20 protein-coding genes, 2 pseudogenes and 1 riboswitch are annotated in these 25,488 nt (G+C 71.8%); of the genes and pseudogenes, 19 read left to right on the plus strand and 3 right to left on the minus strand.

The features are described 5' to 3' along the window. Window positions 1-135 precede the first annotated feature (135 nt). From hpnC to QA802_RS36385, 13 genes and pseudogenes are all read left to right on the plus strand, one after another. Entirely contained in the window at window positions 136-1,047 is a 912-nt protein-coding gene (gene hpnC / locus QA802_RS36330) for a squalene synthase HpnC (protein ID WP_334531937.1), read from the plus strand. After that, window positions 1,044-1,994: a presqualene diphosphate synthase HpnD gene (gene hpnD / locus QA802_RS36335; protein WP_334531940.1), complete on the plus strand. Its 951-nt coding sequence runs from the start codon at window positions 1,044-1,046 to the stop codon at window positions 1,992-1,994. Before hpnC ends, hpnD begins: the two co-directional genes overlap by 4 nt. Next, window positions 1,994-2,146, plus strand: a complete 153-nt coding sequence (locus tag QA802_RS41785; protein WP_443042227.1) for a DUF6380 family protein — start codon at window positions 1,994-1,996, stop codon at window positions 2,144-2,146. The genes hpnD and QA802_RS41785 overlap by 1 nt, the downstream gene beginning before the upstream one ends. Further along, window positions 2,143-3,648, plus strand: coding sequence for a hydroxysqualene dehydroxylase HpnE (hpnE, locus tag QA802_RS36340; RefSeq protein ID WP_334531943.1), 1,506 nt, complete (start codon window positions 2,143-2,145; stop codon window positions 3,646-3,648). Before QA802_RS41785 ends, hpnE begins: the two co-directional genes overlap by 4 nt. 110 nt (window positions 3,649-3,758) lie before the next feature. After that, window positions 3,759-4,786, plus strand: a pseudogene (locus tag QA802_RS36345) (polyprenyl synthetase family protein). Window positions 4,787-4,903: 117 nt separating this feature from the next. Beyond that, complete coding sequence (shc, locus tag QA802_RS36350; protein WP_334531946.1) at window positions 4,904-6,928, plus strand: squalene--hopene cyclase; 2,025 nt, start codon at window positions 4,904-4,906, stop codon at window positions 6,926-6,928. Continuing rightward, a complete protein-coding gene (locus tag QA802_RS36355) occupies window positions 6,928-7,569 on the plus strand; it encodes a 5'-methylthioadenosine/S-adenosylhomocysteine nucleosidase family protein (protein ID WP_334531949.1) in 642 nt (213 codons plus the stop codon). The genes shc and QA802_RS36355 overlap by 1 nt, the downstream gene beginning before the upstream one ends. A 5-nt stretch (window positions 7,570-7,574) precedes the next feature. Next, a complete protein-coding gene (gene hpnH / locus QA802_RS36360; protein WP_334531952.1) occupies window positions 7,575-8,597 on the plus strand; it encodes an adenosyl-hopene transferase HpnH in 1,023 nt (340 codons plus the stop codon). Window positions 8,598-8,601: 4 nt separating this feature from the next. Further along, complete coding sequence (gene ispG / locus QA802_RS36365; protein ID WP_334531955.1) at window positions 8,602-9,777, plus strand: flavodoxin-dependent (E)-4-hydroxy-3-methylbut-2-enyl-diphosphate synthase; 1,176 nt, start codon at window positions 8,602-8,604, stop codon at window positions 9,775-9,777. 30 nt (window positions 9,778-9,807) lie between these two features. Next, window positions 9,808-11,730, plus strand: a complete 1,923-nt coding sequence (gene dxs / locus QA802_RS36370; protein WP_334531958.1) for a 1-deoxy-D-xylulose-5-phosphate synthase — start codon at window positions 9,808-9,810, stop codon at window positions 11,728-11,730. Further along, on the plus strand, window positions 11,727-13,112 hold the full coding sequence (locus QA802_RS36375; RefSeq protein WP_334531961.1) for an aspartate aminotransferase family protein: 1,386 nt from the start codon (window positions 11,727-11,729) through the stop codon (window positions 13,110-13,112). Before dxs ends, QA802_RS36375 begins: the two co-directional genes overlap by 4 nt. Window positions 13,113-13,213: 101 nt before the next feature. Beyond that, window positions 13,214-13,846 (plus strand): helix-turn-helix domain-containing protein, encoded by a 633-nt coding sequence (locus QA802_RS36380; protein ID WP_334531963.1) that lies wholly within the window; start codon window positions 13,214-13,216, stop codon window positions 13,844-13,846. Further along, entirely contained in the window at window positions 13,843-13,965 is a 123-nt protein-coding gene (locus tag QA802_RS36385; RefSeq protein WP_334531965.1) for a DUF6126 family protein, read from the plus strand. Before QA802_RS36380 ends, QA802_RS36385 begins: the two co-directional genes overlap by 4 nt. Window positions 13,966-14,027: 62 nt before the next feature. Here QA802_RS36385 and QA802_RS36390 read toward each other — a convergent pair whose 3' ends face one another. Further along, window positions 14,028-14,825 (minus strand): tyrosine-protein phosphatase, encoded by a 798-nt coding sequence (locus QA802_RS36390; protein ID WP_334531968.1) that lies wholly within the window; start codon window positions 14,823-14,825, stop codon window positions 14,028-14,030. A 260-nt stretch (window positions 14,826-15,085) separates the two neighbouring features. Here QA802_RS36390 and QA802_RS36395 point away from each other — a divergent pair, with 260 nt between their 5' ends. From QA802_RS36395 to QA802_RS36415, 5 genes are all read left to right on the plus strand, one after another. Continuing rightward, window positions 15,086-17,161, plus strand: a complete 2,076-nt coding sequence (locus QA802_RS36395) for an alpha-galactosidase (protein ID WP_334531971.1) — start codon at window positions 15,086-15,088, stop codon at window positions 17,159-17,161. 304 nt (window positions 17,162-17,465) lie between these two features. Then, window positions 17,466-17,624, plus strand: a riboswitch (cyclic di-AMP (ydaO/yuaA leader). Window positions 17,625-17,626: 2 nt separating this feature from the next. Then, window positions 17,627-18,607: a M23 family metallopeptidase gene (locus QA802_RS36400; RefSeq protein ID WP_334531974.1), complete on the plus strand. Its 981-nt coding sequence runs from the start codon at window positions 17,627-17,629 to the stop codon at window positions 18,605-18,607. A gap of 370 nt (window positions 18,608-18,977) precedes the next feature. Next, window positions 18,978-19,685, plus strand: coding sequence for a DUF6250 domain-containing protein (locus QA802_RS36405; RefSeq protein WP_334531977.1), 708 nt, complete (start codon window positions 18,978-18,980; stop codon window positions 19,683-19,685). Between the two features lie 126 nt (window positions 19,686-19,811). After that, window positions 19,812-20,597 carry an SGNH/GDSL hydrolase family protein gene (locus QA802_RS36410; protein WP_334531980.1) on the plus strand — a complete coding sequence of 262 codons (786 nt, stop codon included), beginning with the start codon at window positions 19,812-19,814 and terminating at the stop codon, window positions 20,595-20,597. Between the two features lie 231 nt (window positions 20,598-20,828). After that, the gene (locus tag QA802_RS36415; RefSeq protein ID WP_334531983.1) at window positions 20,829-21,617 is read left to right on the plus strand and encodes an SIMPL domain-containing protein; all 789 of its coding nucleotides are present in this window, start codon (window positions 20,829-20,831) and stop codon (window positions 21,615-21,617) included. Here QA802_RS36415 and QA802_RS36420 read toward each other — a convergent pair. After that, the gene (locus tag QA802_RS36420) at window positions 21,597-22,295 is read right to left on the minus strand and encodes a TetR/AcrR family transcriptional regulator (protein WP_334531985.1); all 699 of its coding nucleotides are present in this window, start codon (window positions 22,293-22,295) and stop codon (window positions 21,597-21,599) included. The genes QA802_RS36415 and QA802_RS36420 overlap by 21 nt on opposite strands. Window positions 22,296-22,536: 241 nt before the next feature. Here QA802_RS36420 and QA802_RS36425 point away from each other — a divergent pair. Further along, a pseudogene (locus QA802_RS36425) lies at window positions 22,537-23,771 on the plus strand (MBL fold metallo-hydrolase). Between the two features lie 717 nt (window positions 23,772-24,488). Here QA802_RS36425 and QA802_RS36430 read toward each other — a convergent pair. After that, on the minus strand, window positions 24,489-25,457 hold the full coding sequence (locus QA802_RS36430) for a glycoside hydrolase family protein (RefSeq protein ID WP_334531988.1): 969 nt from the start codon (window positions 25,455-25,457) through the stop codon (window positions 24,489-24,491). Window positions 25,458-25,488 lie beyond the last annotated feature (31 nt).

Consider the following 25,488-nt stretch of genomic DNA (forward strand, 5'->3'; position numbering starts at 1 on the left):
TGCCGACGTGCGGGCGGCGTGTCCGAAATAGTGTGCCTTGGGTCGGCAGTGTAGAACGGGAGATGTGACGGCAATGGCTACGGAAACTCCCCAGCTCAGCGCAGGCCGCGCCGTTTCCGCAGCGGGCGGCCGGGGATGACGGCGCCCGCCGCGCCACGCACCGGCGACCCGGTCGACGGCACGCTGGACAAGGCCGCGCAGGAGAACTTCCCCGTGGCCCCCTTCTTCCTGCCCCGGGCCTGGCGTGCCGACCTCATGGCCGTCTACGGCTTCGCCCGTCTCGTCGACGACATCGGCGACGGAGACCTCGCGCCGGGCGGCGTCGACGCCCGGCTGCTCGGGGTGCCGGCCGCCGAGGCCGCGGACCGCACGGTCCTGCTGGACGCGTTCGAGGCCGATCTGCGGCGGGTCTTCGACGGGTCCGACGGCCCGCCCCGACATCCCCTGCTGCGTCGCCTCCAGCCGACCGTGCGCCGTCAGGCGCTCGGTCCCGAGCCCTTCCTCGGCCTGATCGCAGCCAACCGGCAGGACCAGCTCGTCACCCGCTACGAGACCTACGACGACCTCGTCGCCTACTGCGAGCTGTCCGCCAACCCCGTGGGCCGCCTGGTCCTCGCCGTCACCGGCGCCTCGACCCCCGAGCGGATCCGCCTCTCCGACGCGATCTGCACCGCACTGCAGATCGTCGAGCACCTCCAGGACGTGGCCGAGGACCTCGGCCGCGACCGTGTCTACCTTCCCGCCGCGGACATGAAGCGCTTTCACGTCCAGGAAGCGGACCTCGCCGCGGCGACCGCGGGCGCGTCCGTGCGCGCGCTGGTCGCCTACGAGGCGCAACGCGCCCGCGATCTCCTGAATGAAGGCGCCCCTTTGGTGGGTAGCGTCCACGGCAGGCTGAGACTGCTGCTCGCGGGGTTCGTGGCGGGAGGAAGGGCGGCGCTCGAGGCGATCGCCGCCGCCGAGTACGACGTACTTCCCGGCCCGCCCAAGCCCGGCAAGCTCCGGCTGCTGCGCGAGGTGGGCGTGACCCTGCGAGGAGAGGGGTGATCCGGGCCGTGGAGCCGTCTGTGCACGCGTCCGCTCCGGTGCTCGCCGCCTACAGCTACTGCGAGACCGTCACCGGACACCAGGCCCGCAACTTCGCGTACGGGATCCGGCTGCTGCCCACGCCCGAACGCCGGGCGATGTCGGCGCTCTACGCGTTCTCGCGCCGGGTCGACGACATCGGCGACGGGGCGCTGGACGGCGACGTCAAGAGCGCCCGCCTCGAGGACACCCGGGCGCTGCTGAGCCGCGTCCGCGCGGGCGAGATCGAGGAGGACGACACCGACCCGGTCGCGGTCGCCCTCGCGCACACGGCCCGGGCCTTCCCGGTCCCGCTGGGCGGCCTGGACGAGCTGATCGACGGCGTGCTGATGGACGTACGCGGCGAGACGTACGAGACCTGGGACGACCTGAAGGTGTACTGCCGCTGTGTGGCGGGGGCCATCGGGCGGCTCTCCCTCGGAGTGTTCGGGACCCAGCCGGGGGCGCGCGGAGCCGAGCGCGCGCCGGAGTACGCCGACACGCTCGGGCTCGCACTCCAGCTCACGAACATCCTCAGAGACGTCCGCGAGGACGCCGCGGGCGGCCGGACCTATCTGCCCGCCGACGACCTCGCCAAGTTCGGCTGCTCGGCCGGGTTCGACGGGCCGAAGCCGCCGGAGGGCTCCGACTTCGCGGGTCTCGTCCACTTCGAGGTGCGGCGGGCCCGCGCCCTGTTCGCCGAGGGCTACCGGCTGCTGCCCATGCTCGACCGGCGCAGCGGCGCCTGTGTCGCCGCGATGGCCGGCATCTACCGCCGGCTCCTCGACCGCATCGAGCGCGACCCCGAGGCCGTGCTGCGCGGCCGCGTCTCGCTGCCCGGGCGGGAGAAGGCCTATGTCGCCGTGCGCGGACTGTCGGGCCTGGACGCCCGCCACGTGTCGCGACGGAGAGTCAGGAGGCACACCTGATGGACGTGCCGGGCGACGACGTGGACCACGGTGACGCCACCGGGGAAAAGCGGCGCGCAACCCTCCGGTGCGGCGCGGCGTCCCTGACAGCGACGACCTGCGGTGCAGCATTCAAACACCACGGCCGGCCTGCACGGGAGGGGGCACGATGAACCACGAGCAGCTCGCGGACGCCGAGCAGGCGCCCGAACCTTCGGGGCGCACCGCCGTCGTCGTCGGGGGCGGGCTGGCCGGAGTCACCGCCGCGCTCGCGCTGGCCGACGCGGGCGTGCGCGTCACCCTGCTCGAGGGCCGTCCGCGCCTGGGCGGCCTCGCCTTCTCCTTCCGGCGCGGAGAGTTGACCGTCGACAACGGACAGCACGTCTACCTGCGCTGCTGCACCGCCTACCGGTGGTTCCTCGACCGCATCGACGGCAGCGCGCTGGCGCCGCTGCAGAACCGTCTCGACGTGCCCGTCGTCGACGCCGGCAAGCCCGAGGGGCGGCGGCTCGGCAGGCTGCGCCGCGACCCGCTGCCGGTGCCCCTGCACCTGGGGCGCAGCCTCGCCGCGTACCCGCACCTCTCGCTCGCCGAACGCGCCAAAGTGGGCCGCGCCGCACTCGCCCTCAAGGGCCTCGACCTCGCCGATCCGGCCCTGGACGCCCAGGACTTCGGCAGCTGGCTGACCGCCCACGGACAGTCGGCGCGCGCCGTCGAGGCCCTGTGGGACCTGGTCGGGGTCGCCACCCTCAACGCGGTCGCGGGCGACTGCTCGCTGGGGCTCGCCGCGATGGTGTTCAAGACCGGCCTGCTGTCCGACCCGGGAGCGGCCGACATCGGCTGGGCGCACGTCCCGCTGGGCGAGCTGCACGACGGGCTGGCCCGCAAGGCGCTCGACGCCGCGGGCGTGCGCACCGAGGTCCGTACCCGCGTCACCTCCCTCGTTCCCGACGGCGACGGGACGTGGAGCGTGCGGGTTCCCGGCGTGACGCTCCGCGCGGACGCCGTCGTGCTCGCCGTACCGCAGCGCGAGGCGTACGACCTGCTGCCCGACGGAGCGCTCCCCGACGCGGGACGACTGCTGGAGATCGGCACCGCGCCGATCCTCAACGTGCATGTCGTCTATGACCGCAAGGTGCTCGACGCGCCCTTCTTCGCGGCCCTCGGCACCCCCGTGCAGTGGGTTTTCGACCGCACCCACGCCTCCGGGCTGCGCGAGGGCCAGTACCTCGCCCTGTCGCAGTCCGCCGCGCAGGACGAGATCGACGAGCCCGTCGCCGCGCTGCGCGAGCGCTACCTGCCAGAGCTGCGGCGGCTGCTGCCGGGCGCGCGCGGCGCCGAGGTGAAGGACTTCTTCGTGACCAGGGAGCGGACCGCCACGTTCGCCCCCACCCCGGGCGTCGGGCGGCTTCGCCCCGGCGCCCGCACCGAAGCCCCCGGCCTGTACCTGGCCGGAGCGTGGACCGCCACCGGGTGGCCCGCGACCATGGAGAGTGCGGTCCGCAGCGGTGTGAGCGCGGCGGACGCCGCGCTCGGCGCCCTGGGCCGGCCCCGACCCCGTCGCCTCTTCGCTTTCGAGGAAGCGGCCCACTGCATCGTCCCGGGGGGCGACCCCCGCACCCCCGGCCGAGAACCGGCGGGAACCGGCGTGCCCCTGCGAGGTGGCACCGGGTGACGTTCGATCAGCACGGCTCGGCACACCCCCGCACCCCCTCCGGTACCGCGACAAGAGGAGAATCTGTGCCCACTGTGCCCCCGGCCACGTCGGCCGCCCGGCGGACCGCGGTGGACGTGACCGCGCTCCTGGAGCGCGGCCGCACCCTGGCCACACCGGTGCTGCGGGCGGCCGTCGACCGTCTGGCGCCGCCCATGGACACGGTCGCCGCCTACCATTTCGGCTGGATCGACGCGCAGGGCAACCCGACCGACGGCGACGGCGGCAAGGCCGTGCGCCCCGCACTCGCCGTGCTCTCCGCGGAGGTCGCCGGGCCGCTCCCGAGGTCGGCGTGCCCGGCGCGGTCGCCGTGGAGCTGGTCCACAACTTCTCGCTCCTGCACGACGACCTGATGGACGGCGACGAGCAGCGCCGGCACCGCGACACCGTCTGGAAGGTGCACGGTCCCGCCCAGGCCATCCTGGTCGGCGACGCCCTGTTCGCCCTCGCCAACGAGATCCTGCTGGAACTCGGCACGGCCGAGGCCGGCCGCGCCACGCGCCGGCTGACCACCGCCAGCCGCGCCCTCATCGACGGCCAGGCCCAGGACATCTCCTACGAACACCGCGACCGGGTCAGCGTCGAGGAGTGCCTGGAGATGGAGGGCAACAAGACCGGCGCCCTGCTGGCCTGCGCCAGCTCCATCGGCGCGGTCCTCGGTGGCGCCGACGAGCGCACCGCGGACACCCTGGAGAAGTACGGCCACCACCTCGGCCTCGCGTTCCAGGCCGTCGACGACCTCCTCGGCATCTGGGGCGACCCGGAGGCCACCGGCAAGCAGACCTGGAGCGACCTGCGCCAGCGCAAGAAGTCGCTGCCCGTGGTGGCCGCCCTCGCCGCGGGCGGCTCCGCCTCCGAGCGGCTCGGCGAGATCCTCGCCGCGGACGCCAAGAGCAGCGACTTCGACAACTTCTCCGAGGAGGAGTTCGCGGCCCGGGCCGCCCTGATCGAGGAGGCGGGCGGCCGTGAGTGGACCGCCGGGGAGGCCCGCCGGCAGCACGCGGTCGCCATCGAGGCCCTGAACGCCGTGGACATGCCCGAGCCGGTGCGGGAGCGGTTCACGGCGCTCGCCGACTTCGTCGTCGTACGAAAGAGATGATCACTATCGGTCGAATAGCCCTCGCGTAGTCGCCGGCCGGTGTGCGAGGAGAGAGCACCGGCCGACGGCGGACCCACAGCAGACGCAACGCCATGCACACTGCACGAAGGGGAAGCCATGACAGCGACGACCGACGGAAGCACCGGGGCGGCCCTGCCGCCCCGCGCTGCCGCGGCCAGCGAAACCGCCCTCACCATCCCCGCGCCGGCCGGGGTACAAGAAGCCGCCGCACGCGCCACGCAACGCGCCACCGACTTCCTGCTCGCCCGGCAGGACGCCGAGGGCTGGTGGAAGGGCGACCTCGAGACGAACGTCACCATGGACGCCGAGGATCTGCTGCTCCGCCAGTTCCTGGGCATCCGCGACGAGGCCACCACCCGCGCCACCGCCCTCTTCGTCCGCGGTGAGCAGCGCGAGGACGGCACCTGGGCCACCTTCTACGGCGGCCCGCCCGACCTCTCCGCCACCGTCGAGGCGTACGTCGCCCTGCGGCTGGCCGGCGACGAACCCGACGCGCCCCATATGGCCCGGGCCTCCGCCTGGATCCGCGACCAGGGGGGCATCGCCGCCGCGCGGGTCTTCACCCGCATCTGGCTGGCCCTGTTCGGCTGGTGGAAGTGGGAGGCCCTGCCCGAACTGCCGCCCGAGCTCCTGTTCTTCCCCAGATGGTTTCCGCTGAGCATCTACAACTTCGGCTGCTGGGCCCGCCAGACGATCGTGCCGCTCACCGTCGTCTCCGCGAAGCGCCCGGTGCGGCCGGCGCCCTTCCCGCTCGACGAGCTGCACACCGACCCGGCGAACCCCGATCCGCCCCGGCCCCTCGCCCCCGTGCACAGTTGGGACGGCCTCTTCCAGCGGCTCGACAAGGTGGTGCGCGGCTACCGCAGGGTCGCGGTGCGCGGGTTGCGCAAGGCGGCCCTGAACTCCGCCGCCCGGTGGATCGTCGAGCGCCAGGAGAACGACGGCTGCTGGGGCGGGATCCAGCCGCCCGCCGTGTACTCGGTCATCGCCCTGCACCTGCTCGGCTACGACCTCGGCCACCCAGTGATGCGGGCCGGCCTGCGGTCGCTCGACCGTTACGCCCTGTGGCGCGAGGACGGCGCCCGGATGATCGAGGCCTGCCAGTCACCGGTGTGGGACACCTGCCTGGCGACCATCGCGCTGGCCGACGCGGGAGTGCCCGCCGACCATCCGCAACTGGTGAAGGCCGCCGACTGGATGCTCGGCGAGCAGGTCGTGCGCCCCGGCGACTGGTCGGTGCGACGACCTCAACTTCCGCCGGGCGGCTGGGCGTTCGAGTTCCACAACGACAACTACCCGGACATCGACGACACCGCCGAGGTGGTGCTCGCGTTGCGCAGGGTCGCGCACCACGACCCGGAGCGGATGGAACGGGCCATCGCGCGCGGTGTGCGGTGGAACCTCGGGATGCAGTCGAAGAACGGCGCGTGGGGCGCCTTCGACGTCGACAACACCAGCCCGTTCCCCGACCGGCTGCCGTTCTGCGACTTCGGCGAGGTCATCGACCCGCCGTCCGCCGACGTCACCGCCCATGTGGTCGAGATGCTGGCCGTCGAGGGGCTCGCGCACGACCCGCGCACCCGGCGCGGCATCGCCTGGCTGCTGGCCGAACAGGAGCCGGAGGGTTCGTGGTTCGGGCGCTGGGGCGTCAACTACGTCTACGGCACCGGGTCGGTGGTGCCCGCGCTCACCGCAGCCGGGCTCTCCCCCCGGCATCCCGCCATCCGCAGGGCGGTGGCCTGGCTGGAGCGGGTGCAGAACGACGACGGCGGCTGGGGCGAGGACCTGCGCTCCTACCGGGACCCGGCCCGCTGGAGTGGCCGGGGCGCCTCGACGGCCTCGCAGACCGCCTGGGCCCTGATGGCGCTGCTGGCGGCGGACGAGCGGGACTCCAAGGCCGTCGAACGCGGTGTCGCGTGGCTCGCGCAGACACAGCGGGAGGACGGCTCCTGGGACGAGCCCTACTTCACCGGCACCGGCTTCCCCTGGGACTTCTCGATCAACTACCACCTCTACCGGCAGGTCTTCCCGCTGACCGCGCTGGGCCGGTACCTGCACGGGGAGCCGTTCGGCACGAAGCCCGCCCCGCACGCGGCCGTCCCCGAGGCCGAGGGGAGCTGATGAGCGCACAGCCCGTCCCGGCCCCGCTGCTGATCGCCTGCGCGCTCGGCATCGAGCACCTCGCCCTGCGCCTGGGCGACCGCAGCGGGGCCGACGGGCCGGTCACCGTCCTACGGACGGGCATGGGCCCGAAGGCGGCCGAACGCTCCGTCACCCGGGTGCTGACCGGCCCGGTGCTCGGCGGGGCGGCCGTGCTGGCCACCGGCTTCTGCGCCGGTCTCGCCCCCGGCATGCACCCCGGCGACCTGGTCGTCGCCGAGGAGACCCGGGACCCGCGCGGCCGGGTGCCCTGCGTCGGCGTCGACCTGCTGGTCAAGGAGCTCGTGCGGATCCTGCCGGGGCGCACCGTGCACACCGGCCCGCTCACCGGCTCCGACCACGTGGTGCGCGGACCCGAGCGGGCCGACCTGCGTGCGACGGGCGCGATCGCGGTCGACATGGAGTCGGCGTCCACGCTCTGGAGCGCCGTGCGCGCCGAACCGCGCCCGGTTGCGGCCGTACGGGTGGTCGTGGACGCTCCTGAACATGAACTCGTCCGGATCGGCACGGTGCGCGGTGGAATATCGGCCTTCCGCGTCCTTCGCCGCGTCCTGCCTGCTTTTTTCGAATGGCACCGTAATGTTCTGCTCCCCCGGAGGTGAGCCACATGGCCATGCCGCTGCGCCAGTCCATCAAGGTCGCTACATACCTGGCTGAACAGAAGCTCCGCAAGCGGGACAAGTTCCCGCTCATCGTCGAACTGGAACCCCTCTTCGCCTGCAACCTCAAGTGCGAGGGCTGCGGCAAGATCCAGCACCCGTCGGGAGTGCTCAAACAGCGCATGCCGGTCGCCCAGGCCGTCGGCGCGGTGCTGGAGTCCGGCGCGCCGATGGTGTCCATCGCGGGCGGCGAGCCCCTGATGCACCCTCAGATCGACGAGATCGTCCGCCAGTTGGTGGCGAAGAGGAAGTACGTGTTCCTCTGCACCAACGCCATGCTGCTGCGCAAGAAGATGGAGAAGTTCACGCCCTCGCGCTACTTCGCGTTCGCCGTGCACATCGACGGTCTGCGGGAGCGGCACGACGAGTCGGTGGCGAAGGAAGGCGTGTTCGACGAGGCCGTGGCGGCCATCAAGGAGGCCAAGCGGCGCGGCTTCCGGGTGACCACCAACTCGACCTTCTTCAACACCGACACCCCGCAGACCGTCGTCGAGGTGCTCAACTTCCTCAACGACGACCTCAAGGTCGACGAGATGATGATCTCGCCCGCCTACGCCTACGAGAAGGCGCCCGACCAGGAGCACTTCCTGGGGGTGGAGCAGACCCGCGAACTGTTCAAGAAGGCGTTCTCGGGCGGGAACCGGCGCCGCTGGCGGCTCAACCACTCGCCGCTGTTCCTCGACTTCCTCGAGGGCAAGGTCGACTTCCCGTGCACCGCGTGGGCCATCCCGAACTACTCGCTCTTCGGCTGGCAGCGGCCCTGCTACCTGATGAGCGACGGATACGTGCCGACGTACCGCGAGCTCATCGAGGAGACCGACTGGGACAAGTACGGCCGCGGCAAGGACCCGCGATGCGCCAACTGCATGGCGCACTGCGGCTACGAGCCGACCGCCGTACTCGCCACCATGGGGTCGCTGAAGGAGTCCCTGCGCGCGATGCGCGAGACCGTCAACGGAAACCGGGAGTGAGACGATGACCGCCGTCTCCCTGGGCGTCCCCGGGATGCCGGTCCGGCCGGTGGCGTCGCGACGCGAGTCGCGGCGGATCCAGGTCGGTTCCGTGGCGGTCGGGGGCGGGGCCCCGGTGCCGGTGCAGTCGATGACGACGACGCGTACGTCGGACATCGGGGCGACGTTGCAGCAGATCGCGGAGCTGACGGCGTCCGGCTGCCAGATCGTGCGGGTGGCGTGTCCGACGCAGGACGACGCGGACGCGTTGTCGACGATCGCGCGCAAGTCGCAGATCCCGGTGATCGCGGACATCCACTTCCAGCCGAAGTACGTGTTCGCGGCGATCGAGGCGGGCTGTGCGGCGGTGCGGGTGAACCCGGGCAACATCAAGCAGTTCGACGACAAGGTGCGGGAGATCGCGAAGGCGGCCGACGAGCACGGCACGCCGATCCGCATCGGCGTCAACGCGGGTTCGCTGGACCGCCGGCTGCTGCAGAAGTACGGCAGGGCCACCCCCGAGGCGCTGGTGGAGTCGGCCCTGTGGGAGGCGTCCCTCTTCGAGGAGCACGACTTCCGCGACATCAAGATCTCGGTCAAGCACAACGACCCGGTCGTGATGATCGAGGCGTACCGGCAGCTCGCCGCGCAGTGCGACTACCCGCTCCACCTGGGCGTCACCGAGGCCGGCCCCGCCTTCCAGGGCACGATCAAGTCGGCGGTCGCCTTCGGCGCGCTGCTCTCCCAGGGCATCGGCGACACCATCCGGGTCTCGCTGTCGGCGCCGCCGGTGGAGGAGGTCAAGGTCGGCAACCAGATCCTGGAGTCCCTGGGCCTCAAGCAGCGCGGTCTGGAGATCGTCTCCTGCCCGTCCTGCGGCCGCGCCCAGGTCGACGTCTACAAGCTCGCCGAGGAGGTCACGGCTGGGCTTGAGGGCATGGAGGTCCCGCTGCGCGTGGCGGTCATGGGGTGTGTGGTCAACGGCCCCGGCGAGGCGCGGGAGGCGGATCTGGGGGTCGCCTCCGGCAACGGCAAAGGGCAGATCTTCGTGAAGGGCGAGGTCGTCAAGACCGTCCCCGAGTCGAAGATCGTCGAGACCCTCATCGAGGAGGCGATGAGGATCGCCGAGCAGCTGGAGCAGGAGGGGGCCGCCTCCGGGGCCCCCGTGGTCACGGGGAAACCGGCAGTGACGGTGAGTTGAGGCAAGGCACCAACGGAGAGGGGGCCCGACGTGACGATCCTGGAGACCATCCGGCAACCACGCGACCTGAAGGCGCTGTCCGAGGCGGAACTCGGTGAACTGACCGACGAGATAAGAGAGTTCCTGATCCACGCGGTCGCCAGGACCGGTGGGCATCTGGGGCCCAACCTGGGCGTGGTGGAACTGACCGTCGCCCTGCACCGGGTGTTCGAGTCGCCGGACGACCGCATCCTGTGGGACACCGGCCACCAGAGCTATGTGCACAAGCTGCTGACCGGACGTCAGGACTTCTCCAAGCTGCGCGGGAAGGGCGGCCTGTCCGGCTATCCCTCGCGCGAGGAGTCCGAGCACGACGTCATCGAGAACAGCCACGCCTCCACCGCGCTGGGCTGGGCCGACGGGCTCGCCAAGGCGCGCCAGGTGCAGGGCGAGAAGGGCCATGTGGTCGCGGTCATCGGCGACGGCGCGCTCACCGGCGGCATGGCCTGGGAGGCGCTGAACAACATCGCGGCCGCCAAGGACCGGCCGCTGATCATCGTCGTCAACGACAACGAGCGCTCATACGCGCCCACCATCGGCGGCCTCGCCAACCACCTGGCGGCGCTGCGCACGACCGACGGCTACGAGAGGGTGCTGGCCTGGGGGAAGGACGTCCTGCTGCGCACCCCGCTGGTCGGGCACACCGTCTACGAGTCCCTGCACGGCGCGAAGAAGGGTTTCAAGGACGCCTTCGCCCCGCAGGGCATGTTCGAGGACCTCGGTCTGAAGTACGTCGGTCCGATCGACGGGCACGACGTCAAGGCCGTCGAGTCCGCGCTGCGGCGGGCCAAACGCTTCCACGGGCCGGTGCTGGTGCACTGCCTGACCGAGAAGGGCCGCGGCTACGAACCCGCCCTCGCCCACGAGGAGGACCACTTCCACGCCGTGGGCGCGATGGACCCGCTCACCTGCGCCCCGCTCGCGCCCGCCGGCGGGCCGTCCTGGACGTCCGTCTTCGGCGACGAGATCGTGGCGATCGGTGAGGAGCGCGACGACGTCGTGGCGATCACCGCGGCGATGCTGCACCCGGTGGGGCTCGGCAGGTTCGCCGAACGCTTCCCGGACCGCGTCTGGGACGTCGGCATAGCGGAGCAGCACGCGACGGTGAGCGCGGCGGGACTGGCGACCGGCGGCCTGCACCCCGTCGTGGCCGTCTACGCCACCTTCCTCAACCGCGCCTTCGACCAGCTGCTGATGGACGTGGCGCTGCACCGCTGCGGGGTGACGTTCGTCCTGGACCGGGCCGGGGTCACCGGCGTCGACGGGGCGTCCCACAACGGGATGTGGGACATGTCCGTGCTCCAGGTGGTGCCCGGGCTCAGGATCGCCGCGCCGCGCGACGCCGACCAGCTCCGCGCCCAACTGCGGGAGGCTGTCGCGGTGGACGACGCGCCGACGGTGATCCGCTTCCCCAAGGAGTCGGTCGGACCGGAGATCCCGGCGATCGGCACGGTGGGCGGCATGGACGTCCTGCACCGCGGCGAGGAGCCCGAGGTGCTGCTGGTGGCCGTCGGCGTGATGACGCCGGTGTGTCTGCGCGCCGCCGAGCTGCTGCGGGCGCGGGGCGTCGCCTGCACGGTCGTCGACCCGCGATGGGTCAAACCCGTCGATCCGGCGCTGCCCGGTCTCGCCGCCGAGCACCGGCTGGTGGCGGTCGTCGAGGACAACAGCCGGGCGGCGGGCGTCGGCTCGGCGGTGGCCCTGGCCCTCGGTGACGCCGAAGTCGACGTGCCCGTGCGGCGGTTCGGCATGCCGGAGCAGTTCCTCGCGCACGCCAAACGCGGCGAGGTGCTCGCCGACATCGGTCTCACGCCCGTCGAGATCGCCGGCCGGATCAGCGTGAGCCTTGCCGTGCGGGGCGTCACGTCCGCCGACGGTCCGCTCGCCGACCCACTCGAGGAGAAGGCTGAATGACCACGGAGTTCGACCTCGGCGCGCTGCTGGCCGAGCGCGGAGCCGAGCGCTACGAGCTGCACGGCAGGTATCTCAACCACCAGCTGCCGCGCATGCTGCACACCATCGGCTTCGACAAGGTGTACGAGCGCGGCGAGGGCGCCTACTTCTGGGACGCCGAGGGCAACGACTACCTGGACATGCTCGCCGGGTTCGGGGTGATGGGCCTCGGCCGGCACCACCGGGTCGTCCGCAAGGCGCTGCACGACGTCCTCGACGCCGGGCTCGCCGACCTCACCCGGTTCGACTGCCAGCCGCTGCCCGGACTGCTGGCCGAGAAGCTGCTCGCGCACAGCCCCCACCTGGACCGGGCGTTCTTCGGCAACAGCGGCACCGAGGCCGTGGAGACCGCCCTGAAGTTCGCCCGGTACGCCACCGGCCGGCCCAGGATCCTGTACTGCGACCACGCCTTCCACGGGCTCACGGCCGGCTCGCTGTCGGTGAACGGCGAGTCGGGCTTCCGGGACGGCTTCGCGCCCCTGCTGCCCGACACGCCCGTTCCGCTGGGCGACCTCGACGCGCTGGCACGGGAGGTGACGAAGGGCGACGTCGCCGCCCTGATCGTCGAGCCGATCCAGGGCAAGGGGGTGCACGAGGCGCCGCCCGGCTATCTCCGTGCGGCGCAGGAACTGCTGCACAAGCACAAGGCGCTGCTCATCGCGGACGAGGTGCAGACGGGCCTCGGACGGACCGGCGACTTCTACGCCTACCAGCACGAGGAGGGTGTCGAGCCGGACCTGGTGTGCGTGGCCAAGGCGCTGTCCGGGGGCTATGTGCCGGTCGGGGCCACCCTCGGCAAGGACTGGATCTTCAAGAAGGTCTACTCCTCGATGGACCGGGTGCTGGTGCACTCGGCGAGCTTCGGCGCCAACGCGCAGGCCATGGCGGCCGGGCTCGCCGTGCTGTCCGTCATGGAGAACGAGCAGATCGTGGCGAACGCGCGGGCCACCGGCGACCTGCTCAGGACCCGGCTGGCGGCACTCGTCGACACGTACGAGCTGCTGGCCGACGTCCGCGGCCGGGGTCTGATGATCGGCATCGAGTTCGGCAAGCCCAGGTCGCTGAAGCTGCGCAGCCGGTGGGCCATGCTCCAGGCGGCCCGCAAGGGACTCTTCGCGCAGATGGTGGTCGTACCGCTGCTGCAACGGCACCGGATCCTCACCCAGGTCTCCGGCGACCATCTGGAGGTGATCAAGCTGATCCCACCGCTGATCGTGGGGGAGCGGGAGGTGGACCGGTTCGTCGACGCCTTCACCGCGGTGATGGACGACGCACACAGCGGCGGCGGACTGATGTGGGACTTCAGCAAGACCCTGGTCAAGCAGGCGGTCGCCCAGCGCTGACGCCCAGCGCTGACACCGCACGGGTTGCCGCATCAGCGGTCCGTTTTGCCTCTGGGGCAAGAGATTTGCCGCAGAGGCAAGATCTCGCGTCCAATGGAGGCATGAGCCCAACCGAGTCCTGGCACCCGGCGGAACAGACCGAGGCACTCTCCGCCGTCGCCCCCCAGCTGCGCGCCCTGCGCCGCCGGGCCGCCCTCACCCTCGAGACCGCCGCCCGGGCGGCCGGGCTATCGCCCGCCCATCTCTCCCGGCTGGAGACCGGGCAGCGGCAGCCCTCGCTGCCGATGCTGCTCGCCCTCGCCCGGATCTACGGTACGACGGTCTCCGAGCTGCTCGGCGAGGCGGCCGCCGACCGCGACGCCGTCGTGCGCGCCGCCGCCATGGAGCCGACCCGCGCGGGCGGCTGGACGTACTGGCAGACCGGCGCCTCCGGGCGGGCGATGCAGGCCCTGCGCGTGCACGTCCCGTACGGGGCGCAGGGCGACATCGTGCGGGTGCACCCCGGCGAGGAATGGCTGCACGTCCTGCACGGGCGGCTGCGGCTGCGCCTCGCGGACACCGCCGACCTGCTCGGGCCCGGTGACAGCGCGCACTTCGACTCGCTCACCCCGCACCGCATCGCCGCGCAGGACGCCGACGGGGTCGAACTCCTCTTCGTCCACACTTTGCTGCAGAGCCCGACCGCCACGCTGTGCCTGGGCCCGAACCCGTCCGAGACCGGAGTGACGTCATGAGCGACATCGAGGAGAAGTTCCCCCGGGCCGTCTGGATCCGGCTGTTCATCTACATCGCCGTCGGGCATCTCTTCGCGGGGTTTCTCTGGCTGCTGTTCGAGGTGGGCGCCAAGCGGTAGGCGGAGCAGGTTGATCAGGTTGAGCAGCAGGCCGAGCAGTAGGGGGAGCAGGGGAGCGGCTGTCAGTCCACGAGTCGCTCGCGCAGTCGGGCGCGGGTCTCGTGGGAGAGACGGAGGCCCTGTTCCAGGTAGGGGTCGACACCGCCCCAGGTCTCCTCGATGGTCTCGAAGGCCGCCTCGAGGTACTCCGCGCGGGCGTCGAAGAGCGGGCCGAGCAGTTCCATGACCTCGGGGGAGTAGGCCGCGGCGGAGGTGGCGCTGCGGCGCACCCGGTAGCGACGGTGCTTGGCGTTGGACTCCAGGTAGTCGCCGAGGATCGCCTCGCGCTCCACGCCGACGGCGAGCAGCGTCACCGCGACGGACAGGCCCGCGCGGTCCTTGCCCGCCGCGCAGTGCATCAGCGCCGGCACGCTGTCCTCGGCGAGCGCGTGCAGCACCTGTGAGTGCTCCGCCGTGCGCTCCGTGACGATCCTGCGGTAGGAGGCGATCATCCGGCCGGCCGCCTTGCCTTCGCCGAGGATGCCGCGCAGCTGGTCGATCTCGCCGTCCCGCACCATCTTCCAGAACTCGGCGCCGTCCGCCGGGTCCGACAGGGGCAGGTTCACGTTGCGCACACCCGGCAGCTCGACGTCCGGCCCCTCCAGCTTCTGGTCCGCGGCGTTGCGGAAGTCGAAGACGGTGTGCAGGCCCAGGCCGGCGAGGAACGCGGCGTCCTCGTCGGTCGCGTGCGCGAGGTGGCCGCTGCGGAACAGCACGCCGTGGCGCACGCGCCGGCCGTCGACGGTCGCCAGACCCCCGACGTCCCGGAAGTTGCGCACGCCGGCCAGCTCGGGCTCGGTCGACGGGATCTGCTGCGTCACGGGGGCTCCCTCCCAGTCGGTCCGCGTCGGCGCGGCTCGTGGTGGCCGACGAGACCTCCTCGACCATACGACACGGGTCCCCGGGGCAACCGGTCGTCCGCCGGTCGTCCGCCGGTCCTCCACCGGCCGGTCGTCCATCGGGCGGCCGGATGGACGTCCGCCCAGGTGGAGCGTCGTCCGCCGGAAGTTGCCCGACGGGCCGACCGCATTCGATGATGTTGACGCTTGATCGCACCTGTTCGAATCAGTGGGGGTTTTTGATGCCCGAGATCGCCGACGCCGGCCGCACCTGGGTCCTTTCCGGGCCCACGGGCAGTTACGCCCTCCACCTCACCGAGGCCGACGAGCTGGTCCACCTGCACTGGGGCCCGCACATCTCGCTCGCCGACGCCGAGGCCCTGGCCGCGTTTCCCTGGTCGGAGCGCGGGGCGTCCTTCGAGTCCCCGCTCGACGGCCGCGAGGAGTACCCGGTCGAGGGCGGCCCCCGCTTCGTCCGGCCCGCCCTGTCGGTGCGCACCGACGAGCGTCGCGGCACCGAGTGGACCTTCGAGGCGCACGAGCGGGACGGCGACGAACTGCGGTTGCGTTTCCGGGACGCCGGACTCGCCGTCACCCTGCACTACCGGATGCGCGGCGACGTCGTCGAGCGGTGGACGACCCTGCGCAACGAGGGCGAGCAGCCGCTGGAGCTGCTCCGCGCGGACTCGGCCACCTGGACCCTGCCCGAGCGGGACGACTGGCGGCTGTCGCAGCTGCACGGCCGCTGGGCCGCCGAGTCGCGGCTCGCGCGCACCCCGCTCGGCCACGGCGAGACGGTCATCGGCAGCCGCCGCGGCCACACCGGCCACCAGCACCTGCCCTGGGTCGCCCTCGACACCGACGCCACCGAGGAGCGCGGCGAGGTCTACGGCTGTGCGCTCGGCTGGTCGGGCTCCTGGCGGATCGGCGTCGCCCGGCTGCCCGACGGGCGCGTGCAGATCACCGGCGGCGCCGGGTACGACGACTCGGGCCTGCTGCGCCTCGCGGCGGGCGAGTCCTTCACCACGCCGGTCTTCGCCGGACTGTGGAGCGACGCCGGCTTCGGCGGGGCCAGCCGCGCCTGGCACGTTTACCAGCGGGCCCATGTCGTCCCGGACGCCGAACAGGACCGGCCGGTGCTGTTCAACTCCTGGGAGGCCACCTACTTCGACATCTCCGAGGAGCAGCAGGCGACCCTCGCCCGGCGCGCCGCGGCGATCGGCGTCGAGCTCTTCGTGGTGGACGACGGCTGGTTCGGGGCGCGCACCGGCGACCACGCCGGGCTCGGCGACTGGCAGCCCAACCCGGACCGCTTCCCGAACGGCCTGAAGCCCCTCGCCGACTACGTGCGCGCCCTCGGCATGCAGTTCGGCATCTGGGTCGAGCCCGAGATGGTCAACCCGGACAGCGACCTGTACCGGGCGCACCCGGACTGGGTGCAGTTCCAGCCGGGACGAAAGCGGACGGAGTTCCGCAATCAGCTCATGCTGAACCTCGCGCGCGAAGACGTCCAGGAGTATCTCTGGGAACAGCTCGACGGGCTGCTGTCCAGCGCGCCGATCGACTACGTCAAGTGGGACTTCAACCGCTGCTTCACCGACGCCGGCTGGCCGGACGACCCCTATCCGCAACGCCTGTGGGTCGACCACGTGCGGGCTCTCTACAGCCTCCTGGACCGGTTGCGGGCAGCCCATCCGGGCGTCGCGTTCGAGTCCTGCTCGGGCGGCGGTGGGCGCATCGACCTCGGGATCATGAGCCGCACCGACCAGGTGTGGACCTCCGACAACACCGACCCGCTGGACCGCCTCGACATCCAGCACGGCTTCAGTCAGATCCACCCGGCCCGGGTCATGGCCGCGTGGGTCACCGACAGCCCCAACACGCAGCTCAACGGGCGGGTCAGCTCGCTGCGCTTCCGGTTCGTCAGCGCCATGGCCGGGGTGCTCGGCGTCGGCGGGGACCTCGCCGAGTGGAGCGAGGAGGAGCTCGCCGAGGCGCGCCGGTGGGTGGACCTCTACAAGGACGTCCGGCATGTGGTGCAGCAGGGCGACCTCTATCGGCTGCGTCCCCCGGCGGGCGGCCTGAGCGCCGTCCAGTACGTACTCGGGGACGAGACCGTCGTCCTCGCCTGGCTCCAGGCCCAGCGGTTCGGTGAGCCCGTTCCGGCGCTGCGGCTGCGCGGGCTCGACCCGAAAGCGTCGTACGAATGCCGTGAAACGGGTGAAATCCATCGAGGTGCGGTGCTCTTGCATCACGGAATGCACGCCGGACTGCGGGGCGACCTCGATGCGGCAGTTATCCGGCTGCGTCGCATCTGAGGTTTCTGTCCGAATTGGATTCTTCGTTACAACTCGCTCTGGAATAGGAAAAGCTGGACCAGTGTCACGTGAGCAGCGTCATATCTGTGACGGTAAGTCGCCCGTCATGTTCACGTAATGCATGTGGTTTTCCGGGGTGTTTGCCCCTATGGGGATCTTTGTATTCACGGAGCGTGACCGCGAATTCTCACAGCGGATCAAGAAAAATGCCCTGACCGTGCAACCTCTGCTTGTCCCTGTGCGTCTTGGTCGCTTACGTTCCACACCAATCCGGACGGACGCCTAATCCTGCCGCCGCCCGGAATCCGCACTCTCACCCGTACATGGCAGGAGCGGGGGACCCACAGGCACCACGCCTGTTCCGGTCCCGGAACAGGCTCGGGGTAAAGCCGCGTCCCGACGTGGCCGGACATCTCCAGTCCGCACCCGACAGCTCACCTCGTAGGCGCCGGAGAGGAATTCGTCATGCCCGCGAAGGGTAAGCACCGCCGTCCCAAGGCCCAGCGCCTCACTCGTTCCATAGCCGTCGCCGGAACCGGCGGGGCCGCGCTCGCCCTTCCGTTCATGGCCGCCTCCGGCGCCCACGCGGCCACTGCGGAATCCGCGCCCCAGGCGGTCTCCCGGGCCGTCGCGCAGACGGTTTCCCAAAAGGCCGTGCAGGCCGCTCCGGTGACCCGGAAGACCGCCGCCGCCACGACCTACACCGTGCGGTCCGGCGACTACCTCTCGAAGATCGCGACCGAGCAGCACGTCAGCGGCGGCTGGCACAGGCTGTACCGGGACAACCGTGAGGCCGTCGGCGCGGACCCCTCGCTGATCCATCCCGGCCTCAAGCTGACGATCGGCAAGAAGGCCGCGGCCGGCACCGCCAAGCCGTCCAGTTCCTCCTCCTCCTCCTCCTCCTCGTCCTCGTCCTCGTCCTCGTCGGAGTCTTCCGCGGACTCCTCGACGTCGTCGAAGTCCTCGGGGTCCTCGGGGTCCTCGGAGTCGTCGTCCTCCGCGAAGACGACCACCCAGGCCGCCGAGAGCAGCACGGGCGGCTTCACCCTGCCCGTGGCCGGCGCCACCGTCGGCACGCCGTACCACCAGTCGGGCAGCATGTGGTCCAGCGGCTACCACACCGGCGTCGACTTCGTCGTCCCGACCGGGACCTCGCTCAAGGCCGTCGGCGCGGGCACGGTCGTCTCCGCGGGCTGGGGCGGCGCCTACGGCAACCAGGTCGTCATCAAGCTGGACGACGGCTACTACGCCCAGTACGGCCACCTGTCCCAGCTGTCCGTCTCGGCCGGCCAGACCGTCGACGCGGGCCAGCAGGTCGGGCTCTCCGGCGCGACCGGCAACGTGACCGGCCCGCACCTGCACTTCGAGATCCGCACCACCCCGGACTACGGCTCGGACGTCGACCCGATCGCCTACCTCCGCTCCCACGGCGTCTCCGTCGGCTGACCCCCTCCGACGACCCCGCGCCTGACACGAAACCGAAGGCCGGCCCCGATCGCACGATCCGGGGCCGGCCTTCGGCGTGTCCGGTGTGGGTGCGGCGCGGACCCCACGGACCCGCGGACTCCAGGAACCCCGCCGACCCCCGCTGACTCCGCCGACTCCGCTCATTCATGATCGTTCGATTGCGGTCGTGTGGCGTGTCCGGTCGCACCGTCGACAGGCGACGCCGATACGGACACAGTGGTCCAGTCAGACGGCAAGCGCTTTCGGCGTCGGCCTCGGACCCGAGGGGACGCCGACCGGGCGTCGGCGCGGGGTCCGCCGCGCACGGAGGCCGCCCGCCGCCCCGGTCCCACCGAAGGAGCCGCATCCCGTGACGACGACGCGCAGAACATTCGGCACACTCGCCGCCTCCGCCGCCCTGGCCGCCCTCGCCCCGTCGACGACGGCGAGCGCCGCGCCCCGCCGCCGTCGGCTTATCGCCCACGACGACTTCCGGCACGGCCTCGGCCGATGGGCCGTCGAGCGGGAGCAGGGCGGTACGGTCACCGCCTCCTGCGGGAGCCTCGAGATCGACGTGCCCGCCGGCGCGACGGTCTGGTTCACGCAGCGGCTCGACGGTCCGTACGTCCTCGAGTACGTCGCCACGCCCGTCTCCGCCGGCGGGCCCAACGACCGCGTCTCCGATCTCAACAACTTCTGGAACGCCGTCGACGTCCGCTCCCCGGACGATCTCTTCGCCACCCCGCGTGGCGGCGCCCTCGCCGAGTACGACCACCTCAAGACGTACTACGTGGGCTATGGCGCCAACGGCAACACCACGACCAGGATGCGCCGTTACGTGGGCGAGGCGGGCGTGCGCCCGCTGCTGTACGACTACACCGAACCGCTGCTCGTCGCGAACCGGCCGCACCACGTGCGGATCGTCTCCGACGGCTCGGTCGTGCGCTGGTGGAACAACGGCCGGCTGGTCTTCGACCACACCGACCCGGAGCCCTACACGAGCGGCCACTTCGCCTTCCGCACCACCTGGAGCCACTTCCGCATCAACGACTTCCGCGTGTGGTCCCTTGTTCCCTGATTGGCAAATTCTTTAAGAGTGGCTTTTCTCACCGTCCGTCAATCCCTGCCTACGGTCGCGTAGGTCACATTCGAAGGTGAATCATGATCTGCTGTGGCAGACGATTCGAAGAGTGACAACAGATCAGTGATCGGGTCGTACGTGGCGGTGGGGGACAGCTTCACCGAGGGCGTCGGCGACCCCGGCCCCGACGGGGCGTTCGTCGGCTGGGCCGACCGGTTCGCGGTGCTTCTCGCGGACCTGCGACCCGAAGGCGACTTCGCCTACGCCAACCTCGCGGTCCGCGGAAAGCTGCTCGACCAGATCAAGCGGGACCAGCTTCCCCGGGCGGTGGAACTCGCCCCGGACCTGGTCTCCTTCTGCGCGGGCGGCAACGACATCCTCCGTCCCGGCACCGACCCGGACGAGGTCGCCGAGCGTTTCGAGCGCGCGATCTCGGCCCTGACCGCCGCAGCCGGCACAGTCATGGTGACCACCGGCTTCGACACCCGTGGCGTTCCCGTGCTCAAGCACCTGCGCGGCAAGATCGCCACCTACAACGGGCACGTCCGCGCCGTCGCCGACCGGTACGGCTGTCCCGTGCTCGACCTGTGGTCCCTGAAGTCCGTGCAGGACCGCAGGGCCTGGGACGGCGACCGGCTCCACCTCTCCCCGGAGGGGCACACGCGGGTGGCGCTGCGCGCCGGGCAGGTCCTCGGCCTCGACGTGCCGGCCGATCCGGAGCAGCCCTGGCCGCTGCTCCCGCCGCGCGGCGCCCTCGACGTACGGCGCGACGACGTGCACTGGGCGCGCGAGTACCTGGTGCCCTGGATCGGGCGAAGGCTGCGCGGGGAGTCGTCCGGCGACCACGTGACCGCCAAGGGCGCGCTCTCGCCGGACGACATCAGGATGCGCATCGCGGCCGTCGCGTAGCGGGTCGCGCGGCACGGCTCGCACGTGGGGGACGGCCGGCCGTCGGCGTCGTACGGCCGGCCGCTCCACCAGTGAGGTGATCGCACGGGAGTGGCGTGGGGGCGCGAGCGGGGTCCGGTGCTGGGATGACCGCACCCGCACCCGCACCCGCACCGTTCGCTCGCACCGCACCCTCCGCACCCGCACCCGCACCCGCACCGTCCGCGCCGACACCTCGAGGACCGGTTCCGTATGCCCCTTTCCCGTACGTCCGTCGCCGCGGCGCTCGTCGCCCTGCTCACCCTCGGCGTCCCGGCATTCACCGCGCCCGCGGCGGCGGCCCTGCCGGCCCACCCCGCGGCCGACGCCGCAGCGGCCGACGCCGCAGCGGTCGGGGTCACGGCGTTCGGGGTCACGGCGGTCCGCGCCGTGGCGGTCGAAGCCGCCACCGTGACGGTGACCGGTGAGGGCAGCGCGAGCGCGGAGCCCGACCTGGCGGTCGTCGGCACCGGCGTCGAGGCCACCGCCAAGACCTCGCAGGCCGCGATGGACGCGCAGACCGGCGCCGCCGCCGCGCTGCTCGCCGCGGTCCGGGCCCAGGGCGTCGCCGACCGGGACATCCGCACCGAGAACGTCTCCCTCCACCCCGTCTACGACTACACCGGCGGGGCCTCCCGGCTGACGGGCTATCAGGCCGCCCAGTCCTTCGCCGTCACGGTGCGCCAGGTGTCGAAGACCGGCGCGGTCCTACAGGCGATCACGGACGCCGCAGGCGACGCGGCCCGCATCGGCTCCGTGGTCTTCGACGTCTCCGACGCGGCCCCCCTGCAGGCCCGTGCGAGGGAGGCCGCGCACGCCGACGCCCGGGCCAAGGCCGAGCAGTACGCCCGCCTCAGCGGCCGCGCCCTGGGCCGGCTGATCTCGCTCAGCGAGGACGCGTCCAGCACGCCGCGCCCCAGGCCCCGGCCGGGGACACGCCCGGCGCCGGCATGGCCACCGTGCCCGCGGCGCCCGGCGAGATCAAGGCGACGGCGACGGTGACGGCGGTCTACGCGCTGGACTGAAAACCCGCTCAGGCCGCACGGTCCCCTCCAGGGGCCAGCGTTCCTGCGTGCCCGAGACGCCCGGCGTCAGTCCGATTTCCCGGTTCAGCGATTCGTCCACCCACTCCCGTGCCCGTGCCCGGGGCACCGCGCCCCCGTAGGACGTCAGTTGCACGGCGAGTCCGTCGAGCAGCGCTGTCAGACGCAGGGCGGTGCCGGCCGGGTCGGGGCACCGGAACTCGCCCGCGGCCACGCCCTCCGCGATCACCCCGGTGAGCGCGGCCTTCCACTCCCGGTCGAGATGGCGGGCGACCTCCCGCAGCGCCGGCTCGCGCAGCGACACCGCCCAGCCCTCGATCCACAGCCGCCAGCCCTTGGCCTGGCCGGTGGGCGCGTACCAGCGCACCGCCGACCGCAGCCTGCGCAGCGCCGTGGTGCGGCGGCCGACCAGCTTGCGCAGATGCGTCAGGTCGTCCTGGGCCGCGCGGGCGAACGCGTCGGCGACCAGCTGCTCCTTCGTCGAGAAGTGGTACAGCACCAGGGCGTTGCTCACGCCGAGGGCCGCGGCCACGTCGGCGATCCTGACCGCCGCCACGCCCCGCGCCTCGATCTGCTCGATGGCCGCCCGCAGCAGTTCCTCCCGCCGCTCGGCCACGCTCAACCGCACCCTCGCCACGTCCGTCACCCTACACAGGGGCTGTGAGCTGCCCCGACGCCGTCACCGCCCACCGCCGAACCGCTCTATGACCGCCCGCAGCCGCTCCTTCGCGAGTCGTTTGCGAGTCCTGCGTGCGTGCGCGGCCCGCCCGCGGCGCCGTCGGTCGGGTCAGTACCGGGACGCGGTCCGGGGGCTGTCCACGCGTTGTCCGACGAGGCGACCATAATGGAACGCCTCAGCGACTCCACCTGGAGGTACCGTGTCCGGTTTCCGTTCCCTGAGCTCCGGGCTCCGCGGTCTGCAGCCCGAGGCCTTCGGCGCGGATCCGAGCGGCGAGCGCCTGGCGCGCATCCGCAGATCGCCCCACTACCAGGACGGCGTCTTCCAGAACCCCGGCGGCCCGGCGCGCATTCGCCCGTCGGGCTCGATGCTGGACTTCGCCAAGGTCTTCTTCGACAAGGAGCAGCGCCCCGGCGGGCTCCCGCGGGCACCGTGGCGGTGCACGCCACCACCCTCGCCGACCTCGCCAAGCCGCCGGTGACCGGCCTCAGGGTGACGTGGATGGGGCACTCCAGCGTGCTCGCGGAGATCGACGGGCGGCGGGTGCTGTTCGATCCGGTCTGGGGCGAGCGCTGCTCCCCCTTCGCGTTCGCGGGACCCAAGCGGCTGCACCCGGTGCCGCTTCCGCTGGCCGCGCTCGGCCCGGTCGACGTCGTCGTCATCTCGCACGACCACTACGACCATCTGGACCTGCCCACGATCAAGGCGCTGGCCGGCACGGACACCGTGTTCGCGGTGCCGCTCGGCGTCGGCGCCCATCTCGAGCACTGGGGCGTGTCCGCCGGCCGGCTGCGCGAGCTGGACTGGCACGAGGCGACCGAGGTCGGCGGGCTGACCCTGACGGCCACCCCGGCCCGCCACTTCTGCGGCCGCGGCCTGCGCAACACCCAGCACACCCTGTGGGCCTCGTGGGTGGTGGCGGGCGTGGAGCACCGGATCTTCCACAGCGGGGACACCGGTTACTTCGACGGTTTCCGCGACATCGGCGCCGCGCACGGCCCGTTCGACGCGACGATGATCCAGATCGGGGCGTACTCGGACTTCTGGCCCAAGAACCACACGGAACATACGCCGCTGCCCGGAGCCTGGCCTGACATTCACATGTCGCCGGCCCAGGGGGTACAGGCCCACCTCGATCTGCAGGGAGGCAGTCCGGGCGGGGTTCTGCTGCCGATCCACTGGGGGACGTTCAACCTGGCGCTGCACGCGTGGGCGGAGCCGGGGGAGTGGACGAAGGACGCGGCAGAGGAGGCCGGGCAGGCGGTGGCGGTCCCGCGGCCGGGTGAGCCGTTCGAGCCGGCGGGGAAGCTGCCGGTGGAGGCGTGGTGGCGGGCGGTGTCCGGTCCGATCGCCCGTCCGTGGCACCGTCCCCGACGCGCTGAGGGCGTGGCCGAGACGAGCAGGGGTGATCTCGACCTCGCGGGTGAGCGGTGACGTCGGTCGAGGGCGAGCTCGGCCAGACGGCCCGGACGCTGGAACGTCTCACGGCTGAGAAACAGGACCGTGTGCTGGGCCGAGACCCGGCTCGACTCGCACATCAGGTGGGTCAACGTCTTTGACCCCGACGCTGCCCTCGCCGCACGGGCGGCGCTCCCACGCGTCGCGGGCGGTGGCGTAGCGCAGCAGGTCACCGGCCGAGGCGATGCCGGGACGGCGGGGCCCGGCCGCCACTGCCGGCCGCAGACCAACGGCAGGGTCGAACGCTTCAACCGCACCGGTGACACGCGCGCTGCCCCGGGCTCCGCCGATCCTGTGGGGGCGGCGTAGCCCGGGGCAGTGGAGTGAGTCAGTGCAGTGCGCTTTTCGCACCAGGAGGCGTGGCTGTCCGGCCTGTGGTGGCCGGCCGGACACGTCCACGCCCACCGGGTGTTGTTCACTGCTGGGTCAGGGCGACCTCGTCAGGTCGTGTTCGGCGTGAGGTTGTAGACGATCTGTCACAGGGAGCCGCTGCTCAGGGGCCAGTTCGTCAGCGCGGCGGCGTTGCCGTTGGACGCGGTGCTTGTGAGCGAGTAGGTCATCGCCGGGGGTGGCGGCACGGACGCGTAGTGGGCCGTGCCGGCCGCCTGGGCCGGCGGATCACTCGCATGAGGTGTGCTGCCGAACGGAAGGGCGGGCGTCGGCCTCGCGCGATCCGGGGGTGATGGACTCCTGTCACCGGACCGGCCCTTCGAAAGGCAGGACGGGGGCCTCAAGGGCTTCGTCCCGGTCGCACACGAGGGTGTCCCCGTTCACCCGCAGGCGGGCGACCTGGATCGAGCTTCGCCGGTCGGCGTAGCCGCTGTCGGCTACCGCGCCCTCGGGTACCGCGCTCTCGGCGGATCGCCCCGGATGCGTGAAGTAGAAGACGAAGGCGCCGAGTTCGCTGGTGACGACGTCGGCGTGGAACCCGTAGGACGCGTCGTCCGGGCCCTGCCCGGGGCGGTCGAGAACGAGTCCTCGCGGTTGCCATGTCTGAAGGTCCCGCGAGTGAAGAACCCTCTGGCCGTGCCATTCGTCGACGAGCATCCAGTAGCTGCCGCCGAGCTCGAACACGTTCGGGCCTTCGTGGGCCGAGCACTCGACGGCAGGGCCCCGGACGGTCCACCGCGCCAGATCATCGCTGTCCGCCGCGTAGGTGTGCGCGTGATCGGCCTCGTCCTTGTACCACATGCGGTAGCCGCCCGAGGGGAGCCGCAGGACACAGGCGTCGATCACTGCCTCGGAGGAGAGCGACGGGGTGGAGCGGTAGGTCCAGGAGAAGAGGTCATGGCTCGCGTAGTGGCGGATCACGCGTGCGTGGCCCTCCCACCGGGTCGGGACACCGCGGATCACGCTGACGAACATGTGGTACTCGGTTCCGTCGTCGACGATCTCCGGGGCCCAGTAGGTGTGCCGCCCGGGCTCGATGCCCAGCCCTTCGGCGATTCCCCGGTACAGCCAGGTCGCTCCGCCGTCCGAGGAGGACGCGATGCCGATGTCGGTCCCGTGCACCCAGCTCACGTCGTTCATCGGTGGCGCGTCGGCGCGTCGGCTCGTGTAGAACATCCACCACTCGCCGGCATGCCGGTTCCAGATGACGGTGGGGTCGGTCGCGCCGTCGTGAACGGGGTCTCGGAACAGAGGTTGGGGAACGGCTGTCATGGTTCTTCCCGGGCGTGAGTGCGGTGGCGTC

Origin of the sequence: Streptomyces sp. B21-105 (genome assembly GCF_036898465.1) — a bacterium.
GTDB lineage: Bacteria > Actinomycetota > Actinomycetes > Streptomycetales > Streptomycetaceae > Streptomyces.